Annotated in this window: 8 protein-coding genes; 3 read left to right on the forward strand and 5 right to left on the reverse strand. The window is 60.6% G+C overall.

The genetic code is table 11. The annotated features are described in order from the left end of the window. The first annotated feature begins 108 nt into the window (after window positions 1–108). Window positions 109–1,089, forward strand: a complete 981-nt coding sequence (locus AAAB16_RS21770) for a zinc-dependent alcohol dehydrogenase family protein (protein ID WP_340665217.1) — start codon at window positions 109–111, stop codon at window positions 1,087–1,089. A 276-nt stretch (window positions 1,090–1,365) separates the two neighbouring features. Here the strand turns inward: AAAB16_RS21770 and AAAB16_RS21775 are convergent, their stop codons facing one another. Next, complete coding sequence (locus AAAB16_RS21775) at window positions 1,366–2,700, reverse strand: DEAD/DEAH box helicase (protein WP_110615024.1); 1,335 nt, start codon at window positions 2,698–2,700, stop codon at window positions 1,366–1,368. A 169-nt stretch (window positions 2,701–2,869) separates the two neighbouring features. On the opposite strand from AAAB16_RS21775, the gene AAAB16_RS21780 reads away from it, so the two are divergent. Next, complete coding sequence (locus AAAB16_RS21780) at window positions 2,870–3,280, forward strand: NUDIX domain-containing protein (RefSeq protein WP_340665218.1); 411 nt, start codon at window positions 2,870–2,872, stop codon at window positions 3,278–3,280. Here AAAB16_RS21780 and rarD read toward each other — a convergent pair. The 3 genes from rarD to metE form a co-directional block, all read right to left on the reverse strand. After that, a complete protein-coding gene (gene rarD / locus AAAB16_RS21785) occupies window positions 3,251–4,147 on the reverse strand; it encodes an EamA family transporter RarD (protein WP_340665219.1) in 897 nt (298 codons plus the stop codon). The two genes, AAAB16_RS21780 and rarD, sit on opposite strands and share 30 nt — an antisense overlap. Window positions 4,148–4,463: 316 nt before the next feature. Then, window positions 4,464–5,453 carry an alpha/beta hydrolase gene (locus AAAB16_RS21790; RefSeq protein WP_340665220.1) on the reverse strand — a complete coding sequence of 330 codons (990 nt, stop codon included), beginning with the start codon at window positions 5,451–5,453 and terminating at the stop codon, window positions 4,464–4,466. Window positions 5,454–5,715: 262 nt separating this feature from the next. Continuing rightward, complete coding sequence (gene metE / locus AAAB16_RS21795) at window positions 5,716–8,016, reverse strand: 5-methyltetrahydropteroyltriglutamate--homocysteine S-methyltransferase (RefSeq protein ID WP_340665221.1); 2,301 nt, start codon at window positions 8,014–8,016, stop codon at window positions 5,716–5,718. 136 nt (window positions 8,017–8,152) lie between these two features. On the opposite strand from metE, the gene metR reads away from it, so the two are divergent. Beyond that, window positions 8,153–9,076 carry a transcriptional regulator MetR gene (gene metR / locus AAAB16_RS21800; RefSeq protein WP_340665222.1) on the forward strand — a complete coding sequence of 308 codons (924 nt, stop codon included), beginning with the start codon at window positions 8,153–8,155 and terminating at the stop codon, window positions 9,074–9,076. Between the two features lie 51 nt (window positions 9,077–9,127). On the opposite strand, the gene AAAB16_RS21805 is transcribed toward metR, so the two are convergent. Further along, a complete protein-coding gene (locus AAAB16_RS21805) occupies window positions 9,128–9,394 on the reverse strand; it encodes a DUF2790 domain-containing protein (RefSeq protein WP_340665223.1) in 267 nt (88 codons plus the stop codon). Window positions 9,395–10,003 lie beyond the last annotated feature (609 nt).

Genomic DNA, 10,003 nt, shown 5'->3' on the forward strand with positions numbered 1-10,003 from the left:
CCCCGCGTAGGCGGGGATCCAGAATATTGCGTCGTACGCCTATGTGTGCGCACCGAACGCGGACCGCCCTCCTACACTGCTAACTTCCCCATCCGCCAGGAGATCCACATGCTTAAAGCCGAATATAAAACCCGTGGCCCGGTGCCCCAGGACTTGATCGAAGCCGTCGACCTGCAACTGCCAGCGCTTACAAAAGGCCAAGTGCGGATCAAAGTGCTGGCGGCACCGATCAACCCATCGGACGTACTCACCCTCACCGGCGAATACGGCATGCTGCCGCCGCTGCCCGCCGTTGGCGGCAACGAGGGCGTGGGCAAAGTGGAAGAGCTGGGGCCGGAGGTCAGCACCTTAAAAGTTGGCCAGACCGTATTGCTGCCCGTCGGTTGCGGCACCTGGGTCACCCACCTGAATGCCGATGCCAGCAAACTGATCCCCCTGCCCGACACCGACCCGCAACAACTGGCGATGATCACCGTCAACCCGCCGACGGCGTCGCTGCTGCTGAGCCAATTTGTCGACCTGCAACCGGGCGAATGGGTGATTCAAAACGCCGCCAACTCCGGTGTCGGCAGCTACCTGATGCAAATCGCCAAACTGCGGGGCTTTAAAACCGTCAACGTCGTGCGCCGCGAATCGGCGATTGCCGCCACGCAAAGTGAGGGTGGTGATGTGGTGCTGGTAGACGGCCCCGACCTGGCCAAACGCGTACGCGAAGCCACCGGCAGCGCAGCGATTCGTTTAGCCATTGATGCGGTGGGCGGTGCAGCCACCGACCATCTCGCCGCCTGCCTGAGCGAAGGTGGCGTGGTGGTTAACTACGGCATGATGAGCGGCGAGCCGTGCCAGGTTTCGCCCTCGGCGATCGTGTTCCGCGATGTGAGCTTGCGCGGGTTTTGGTTAGCGAAATGGTTTCGCGCAGCCAGTCAGGCGGAGCAAGGCAAGGTGTTTGGCGAGTTGGTGCAGCTGATTGCCAGCGGCAAACTGAAAACGCGCATCGCGGCAACGTATGACGTTAGCCAGATCAAAGAAGCGGTAGCAGCGGCGGCCAGTGGTGAGCGCGAAGGCAAGATTCTGATCGTGCCGAAATAGCCGACCTCAAAGGCCCACCGCGCACACGATCCCCTAGGCGGTCGTCTTCCTCTGCGTAGATTCCGTCATCCCCGCGAAGGCGGGAATTCAGGATACCGCGCCAAGCACCATACTCCTGAACGAGTATGGGTCCCCGCCTGCGCGGGGACGACGGGGGTTTGGTTGTCTATTTTCGTCTTCCCCGCGAAGGCGGGGATCCAGAATTGGCCAGGCGTGTGCTGCTTACCGCAACAGCCTAAGCTCCCGCCTGCGCAGGGACGATGGGGTGCGAAGAAACTACTCCGCCGCAGGCGCTTCCGGTTTCTTACGTTTCAACGGTGCCATGCCGTCGCGGCTAACCAAGTCGCTTTTGGGCTTGTTGGCCGTTTTGCGCTTGGTGGCGGTTTTTGCCGGGGCTTTTTTGTCGGTTTTCTTGTCGGTCTTTTTCTTCTTCACGCCAACCGCTTTGCCCGACGCTTTGACCTTTTTCGGGCCGCCGTAGGTGCCTTTCAGTTCCTTGACGGTACGCCGCTCAAAGTTCTGCTTGAGGTAGCGCTCGATGCTGGACATCAAGTTCCAGTCACCATGGCAAATCAAAGAAATCGCCAGCCCTTCGTTACCCGCACGGCCGGTGCGACCGATGCGGTGTACGTATTCATCACCACTACGCGGCATGTCGTAGTTGATCACCAAGTCCAGACCATCAACGTCCAGCCCACGGGCGGCGACATCGGTGGCGACGAGGATTTTCACCCCGCCCTGCTTCAAGCGGTCGATGGCCAGCTTGCGGTCTTTCTGGTCTTTCTCGCCGTGCAACACAAACACCTTGTGCTCGGCAGCGACCAAACGCCCATAGAGGCGGTCGGCAGCCACGCGGGTGTTAGTGAAGATGATCGCTTTTTGATAGGTCTCGTTGGCCAGCAACCAGTGCACCAGGGCTTCTTTGTGCTGGTTGTGGTCGGCGGTAATGATCTGCTGACGCACGCCATCGCTGAGTTGGCTGACGCTGTTGAGCTGCAAGTGTTGCGGGTCTTTCAGCACCGAGGCGACCATCTCGCGCAGGCCGTTGCCGCCACTGGTGGCGGAGAACAGCAGGGTCTGGTGCGCGCCTTTGCATTCACCGGCCAGGCGCTGCACGTCTTCGGCAAAGCCCATATCGAGCATGCGGTCGGCTTCGTCCAGCACCAGCACTTCCACGGCCTTGAGGTCGAGGTTGCCGGCGTTGAGTTGCTCAAGCAGACGGCCTGGGGTGCCGATCAGAATATCCGGCACTTTGCGCAGCATGGCCGCTTGTACTTTGAAGTCTTCACCGCCGGTGATCAGGCCAGATTTGATAAAGGTGAACTGCGAGAAGCGCTCCACCTCTTTCAACGTTTGCTGCGCCAGCTCACGGGTCGGCAGCAGAATCAGCGCGCGGATGACCACACGTGGTTTGGCATCGCCCATCAGGCGGTTCAGCATCGGCAGCACAAAGGCTGCGGTTTTGCCGCTGCCGGTCTGCGCGGTAACCCGCAGGTCTTTCCCTTCCAGCGCCGGCGGAATGGCCGCGACTTGTACCGGGGTGGGCTCGACAAACTTCAGCTCGGCCACGGCTTTAAGTAGGCGTTCATGCAGGGCGAATTGGGAAAACACGTGGGGCTACCTCGACGTAGATCAGTAAACAGCCGCATAGGTTACCGGTTGTTGCCCCGGAACGCCCGCAGTCTGTGCACACGACCGACCATGGGCGCGGGCGACGGCATTACAAAACGCCCTTGAGCTGGCATTCTTGCGCCGGAAAATTTACTGCCCAGGAGCGTTTATGACCGTACTTGCCATCGCCGCCGCTTGCCTGATCGATGCCCAAGGCCGCCTGTTGCTGGTGCGTAAGCGTGGCACCCAAGCCTTTATGTTGCCCGGTGGCAAACGTGAAGCCGGCGAATCGGCCATTACCGCGTTGCAGCGCGAATTGCTCGAAGAGCTGAATTTGCCGGTGTCTGCCGAGCAACTGGAAACGCTGGGCAGGTTCCACGCGCCGGCCGCCAATGAGGCGGACACCTGGATCGACGCCGATATCTTCGTTGCCCGCCTTGATCAGCCCGTGGCGCCCGCCGCCGAACTGGAAGAGCTGGCTTGGCTTGGCGCCGACCAGCCCTACCCCGCCACCCTTGCGCCGCTGCTGCGCGAACAGGTGCTGCCGGCGTTACGTTCCCTGCCGGGCCTGTTTGCGTAATATGTAAATGCTGTCCCAGGCGGTAAAACCGATGGCCAGCCAGATCGGCAGGTAGGTCCACAGTTGAGCCGGGTTGAAGCTTTCACCGAGAAACAACACCGTCACCGCAAACAGCAACGCCGGCTCCACATAGCTGAGGATGCCGAACACACCCAGCGGCAACAGGCGACTGGCCGCCATCATCGCCGCAAAGGCCAGGGTGCCGAGCAGGCCGATACCCGGCAGCAGCCACCACATGCGCGGCGCCTGGGTGAAAAGATCATCCGGGCCAAAGGCCAGAATCAGCCAGATCGCCAACGGCGCCAACATCAGCATTTCCAGAATAAAGCCCGACAGCGAGTCCAGGCGCATCCAGCGGCGCAGCATGAAATACGGCGGGTAGCCCAGCGCCGTGACCAGCGTAGCCCAGGAAAATGCGCGGGTCAGCCACAGTTCGTGCAGCACGCCGAGCATGGCAAGGCCCACGGCGATGCCTTGCAACGGGCTGAGGCGCTCGTGATAGAAAACGCGGCCGACCAGCACCATGGTCAACGGCAATAGAAAGTAGCCAAGGGTGACGTCGAGCATCATCCCTTGCAGCGGTGCCCAGAGAAAAAGGCCCCACTGAATGCCGATCAACGTGGCGGAAAACGGCAAGGCCAGCAGCAACAACGGCTCATTGCGCAGCCGCTGCAAAGTGCCACCGAGCAGCTTCCATTGCCGCGACAGCGCCACCAAGAGCAACACCAGAGGGATCGACCACAGCACGCGCTGGGCAAAGATCTGCACCCCATCCAATGGCGCCAGCTGCTGTACATACCCCGGCATCAACGCGAACAACAGCGACGCGACCACCGACAACGCCACGCCCCGACCGGACAACTTCATGGAGTGCCTCTGGATTCTTGTTAGGGAAAAACGAACCGGCGACCTTAACGTGGTTGCACGGGTATGTCGCGAGGTTAGTCCAGCGCAAAGGGCATGGCAGTGACGGAAACGCGGTTGGGATATGTGGAAACGACAAGGGCACAGGTGAAGAACTGTTGTGGAAAGAGCTCCCCTCACCCTAACCCTCTCCCCCGAGGGGCGAGGGAAAAGGTCGGTGTTGCTGCGATAGTCTCGGTTAGGCTCTCCTCTCCCGCTCGCGGGAGAGGGGCTGGGGGTGAGGGATGGGCACACCACACACCGCGATGGCATACAAACTCTAGAGCTGCGCCAACCCCACCGGCTGACGGTGCTCGGCGAGATACGGCAACACCGCCGCCAACAAAGGCGCCTTGAACGCCTCCTGAAAACGATGGGCCAAGCCCGGTATGAGCTTGAGCTGCGCACCTTTGATATGCGCCGCCACATGCACGCCATGCATCACCGGTAACAATGGATCGGCCGTGCCATGCACCACCAAGGTCGGCACCCGCAAACGGTCGAGCAAGGCCACGCGGCTAGGCTCGGCGAGGATGGCGAGAATCTGCCGCTGTACGCCGGCCGGGTTAAAGGCGCGGTCATAGGCAATCGCCGCCTGCTCTTTCAACAGCGCACGGTCGTCATGCACCGTGGGGCTGCCCAGGGCCGCAAGCAAATCGGCCTGCTGCTCAATGGCCACTTCGCGGTTTGGCGCTTCGCGGCGTGCCAGCAACGACAGCAGCGCCGGGTTGGGCGCCGGCAGGCCTTGGGCACCGGAGCTGGTCATGATCAGGGTCAGGCTGGTGATGCGCTGCGGCGCCATGTCGGCCATATGCTGGGCAATCATGCCGCCCATGCTCGCGCCCAGCACGTTAAAGCGCGGGACGTGCAACGTGTCCATCAAACCCAGGGCATCACCGGCCATATCGGTCAGGCTGTAAGGCGCCGACACGGAAAAACCGAGTTTGTAGCGCAGCACTTCATAGGTCAGGTTGGCCGGCTCCGGTGCGTGTGCCCAGGTCGACAGCCCCACATCGCGGTTGTCGTAACGAATCACCCGAAAGCCTTGTTGGCAGAGGGCGACCACCACTTCATCCGGCCAATGAATCAACTGCCCGCCCAAGCCCATCACCAGCAGCAACGCCGGATCGGACTCACGACCGATGCTCTGGTACGCGAGCGTCACCTCGCCCAGATCAGCCTGTTGAGTCGGAACATTGACATCACAACGAGAAGCCGCAAAAGACGGCCAGGTGCAGCACAAGGCGGCCCAAAAAAACAACGCACGCATAAGAAAACACCAACACGCAAAACCCCAGTAAGGGCGGATTGTGCTGACATCTGTTAGCGCGCGCTGCCACATAAGCGTGACAGTTTGATGAAGGGCGCTGAACGGTAGTGACTCGGCGCGAATTTCAATTTGCCCACCGTCGTCCCCGCGCAGGCGGGGACCCAGTACCTTTAGCCGGTCACACACCTCAAGCCGTCCAACATTCTGGCTTCCGAATCGTTGGACCGCCGCCTGCGCGGGGACGCCGGAGGGCTACCGCCGCCTACACTGCGGCCCTCATCTGCCGCGCCGCCGCGACCATATTGATCAGCGCCGCCTCCGTCTCCGGCCACCCGCGGGTTTTCAGCCCGCAGTCAGGGTTCACCCACAAGCGTTGCAACGGAATACGTTTGGCCGCTTTGCTTAACAGGCTGACGATCGCCGCCGTATCTGGCACCTGCGGCGAGTGAATGTCGTACACGCCAGGGCCGATATCGTTGGGGTAGGCGAACGCCTCAAAGGCATCCAACAACTCCATGGCCGAGCGCGAGGTTTCGATGGTGATCACGTCGGCGTCCATGGCTGCGATGGCTTCAATCACATCGTTAAATTCGCTGTAGCACATATGGGTGTGAATCTGCGTGGCATCGCCGACGCCGCTGGCACACAAACGGAAGGCTTGCACCGCCCAGTCCAGATAACCGGCCCACTGTGCCTGACGCAGTGGCAGCCCTTCGCGGAACGCGGCTTCATCGATTTGGATGATCTGGATGCCGGCCGCTTCCAGATCCACCACTTCATCGCGAATCGCCAAGGCCAACTGGCGAGCCTGTTGTTCGCGGGAAATATCGTCGCGGGCAAACGACCACATCAGCATGGTCACCGGGCCCGTGAGCATGCCCTTTATCACCTTGCCGGTAAGGCTTTGTGCATAGCGAATCCACTCCACCGTCATCGCCTGCGGGCGGCTCAGGTCGCCGTAAATCACCGCTGGCTTTACGCAGCGCGAACCATAGCTTTGCACCCAGCCAAAGCGGGTAAAGGCGTAGCCGTCCAGTTGCTCGGCAAAGTACTCAACCATGTCATTGCGCTCGGCCTCGCCATGCACCAGCACGTCCAACCCTAAGCGTTCCTGCACCTGCACCGCGTGGCGGATTTCGCAGTGCATGGCTTCGGTGTATTCGCCCAGCGATAACTTGCCGCGCTTATACGACTGGCGCGCCAGGCGAATGGCCGAGGTTTGCGGAAAGGAGCCGATGGTGGTGGTCGGCAGCAGCGGCAGATTTAGCCGGGCGTGCTGCACCTCGATACGTTGCTCGAAGGGCGACTGACGCTGACTGTCTGCCACGTTGATCGCGGCCACGCGGGCTTGTACCTCGGGCTTATGAATACGTGTGGACTGCGCCCGACTGGCCTGCACCGCTGCGCTGGCGGCCAGGGCGGCAACCACATCGGCAGCCTGCGGGTTATTTAACGCCTGGGTGAGAACGGCGATTTCCCCACACTTCTGCACAGCAAACGCCAGCCAGCTACGCAGCTCGTCATCTAACTGATCTTCGCGGCAAAGGTCGACCGGGCTGTGTAGCAGCGAGCAAGAACCGGCCACCCACAGGTTGTCGCCAAAGCGCGCCTGCGCCTCACGTAGCAACGCCAGCGCCTGGTGCAAATCACAGCGCCAGACATTGCGGCCGTTGACCACGCCCAGCGACAGCACTTTGTAGGTCGGCACCCGATCAAGCACCGCCGCCAACTGCTGCTGCGCGCGCACCAGGTCCACATGTAAACCCTGCACCGGCAGGTTGGCGGCCAGGCCGAGGTTGTCTTCCAGGTCGCCAAAATAGGTGGCTACCAACTTTTTCAACGGCGAATACTGCAGCAGGTTGTAGGCGCGCTCGAAGGCGTTTTTCCAGGCTTGCGGCAGATCCAGGGCCAGAATCGGCTCATCGATCTGCACCCACTCCACACCTTGTGCAGCCAAACGCCCGAGGATTTCGCCATAGAGCGGCAACAAACGGTCGAGCAATTCCAGCTTGTCGAATTCAGCATGGCGCGCCTTGCCCAGCCACAAAAACGTCAGCGGCCCGAGAATCACAGGTTTTACGCTATGCCCCAACGCGTGAGCTTCGGCGACCTCTTCAAACAGCTGTTCCCAGCTCAGCTTAAACTGTTGGTCCTGGGTAAATTCCGGCACCAGGTAGTGGTAGTTGCTATCAAACCACTTGGTCATTTCCTCGGCATGGGCGCCGCCACAACAGGCATCGCCGTGTTTATGCGAAGCCGTGCCGCGCGCCATGGCAAACAGGGTGTCGAGGGTTGGCAAGGCGTTGCCCTGGCGGAAACGCTCAGGTACCACGCCGCACAGCAACGAGTGGCTAAGCACCTGGTCGTACCAAGCGAAATCGCCGACCGGCAGTAACTCGATACCGGCGTTTTTCTGCATCTGCCAGTGCGTGGCACGCAGCTCACGGCCCACCGTACGCAGGCCGGCTTCATCCAGCTCGCCCTGCCAATAGGCTTCCAGCGCCTTTTTTAACTCGCGGTCGCGGCCGATGCGCGGGAAGCCGAGGTTGTGTGCCAATGCCATTGCGATGTTCTCCCTGTAAAAGATGGAGCGCATTGTCGGCAGCACCAACACATGAAACAAACTCAACCTTTTCTAGTTGAACCGTAATTCCATTCACGTTAATTTGCCTCATGTTCAGCGCTTCGAGAGCCTCGCCATGTTGGAACTGCGCCACCTGAAAACCCTGCACGCCTTGCGTGAAACCGACAGCCTGGTGGATGCCGCCGAACGCCTGCACCTGACGCAATCGGCGCTCTCGCACCAATTCAAAGAATTGGAAGAGCGCCTGGGCATGCAGCTGTTTGTGCGCAAAACCAAGCCCGTGCGCTTTACCAGCGCCGGCCTGCGCCTGCTACAACTGGCCGACTCGCTGCTGCCGCAACTGCGTGCCGCCGAGCGCGATATGGCGCGGCTGGTGGGCGGTACTGCCGGGCGTTTGCATATGGCCATCGAATGCCACAGCTGCTTTCAGTGGCTAATGCCGACCATCGACCAATTTCGCGATGCCTGGCCGGAAGTAGAACTGGACCTGGCCTCCGGTTTTTCCTTCGCCCCCCTGCCCGCCTTGGCCCGTGGTGACCTCGACCTGGTGGTGACCTCCGACCCCATCGAGCTCTCTGGCATCACCTACGTGCCACTGTTTACCTATGAGGCCATGCTCGCCGTAGCCAACCAACATGGCCTGGCCAACAAGCCCTACATCGTGCCCGGCGACCTGGCCAAAGAAACCCTGATCACCTACCCGGTAGAACGCGACCGCCTGGACATTTTCAACCGCTTTCTTGAGCCCGCCGATATCGAGCCGGCGCAAGTGCGCACCTCAGAACTGACGGTAATGATGATGCAGCTGGTGGCCAGCGGCCGTGGCGTATGTGGGCTGCCCAACTGGGCACTGCACGAATACAGCTCGCGCGGTTACGTGACGGCCAAACGCTTAGGGGAAAAAGGCCTGTTCGCCACCCTCTACGCCGGCATTCGCACCGACATGCTCGACGCGCCGTTTATGCGCGACTTTCTGCTAACCGCCAAAGACACCTCGTTCTCCACCCTCGAAGGCGTGAGCGCGGCAAAAGAAAAATAGGGCCTGTTTGCCCTCCCCAAGCCATGGAGAGGGCCTGCTGGCCGCTAGCAGTCAGCCATTGGAACAACCATCACCCATCTGCCGATACTCAACGGTATGGCGCTGGCCCTGATGGTCCTCAAACGTCATCCACGCCGGGCCGACGGCGCACTCGTGGTTATCGCTGGAAATGGAAATAACCCGCGCCACATCCAACTCCATGCCATAGGCATATTGCTCGACTGCTGATTGTTCCCTGTCATCGCTGATCGCCGGCGACTCAGCCGCCAGAGACACGCAGGCATAGCCCGCCAACGCCAGTAAAACGAGAGCTTTCATGGGGTGTTTACCTATTTGGGGTAATGCTTTGAGAAGTAGTCGGCTAGCGCCCTTATTCGTGGAAAAGGCGCCAACCGAATGTCTTGCCTACTACCTATAAAACCCGCCGAAATCTTATGGAAAACAGCGGCAACACAACGCCTTTCCGAGCGTTGGCCTCTGCGTGGGAGGCGGGACTATTTTAGGTTTCGGGTGGGAGGGCTTTAAGCGCAAAGATGACCAAGGACTGTTGACTGGAATCGCAATAATCAAACGGCCAGCGGCTAACCTCCCTTTCGTAGAACACGCTCCCAGATGGGAATACCGATCGCTTGTGATCTTGATCTGGCTTGTGACCTAACCGCCCCGTTCATCGCAGGCCGAATGGAATCGTCGTGTAAGGGGGCGCCGGCTAGGTTGAGCCGCAGGGACGCGGCGAGAGGCACATCGGGCCATGGAAGGCCCGTTGTGCCGGGCCACTGGAACGACGATGGAATAAGGGAACCCGTAGCGCAGCGAAGGGCCAAGGTCGGGGCAAGCGTTTTTTGCTTACTTTTTGCCTGGTCCGGCATTCCGGCGACTGGCAAAAAGTAAGTCGCGCGTAAGGCGCGAAACAAAACGCTCAGCAAA

Origin of the sequence: Pseudomonas sp. (assembly GCF_037994325.1) — a bacterium.
Taxonomy (GTDB): Bacteria; Pseudomonadota; Gammaproteobacteria; order Pseudomonadales; family Pseudomonadaceae; genus Aquipseudomonas.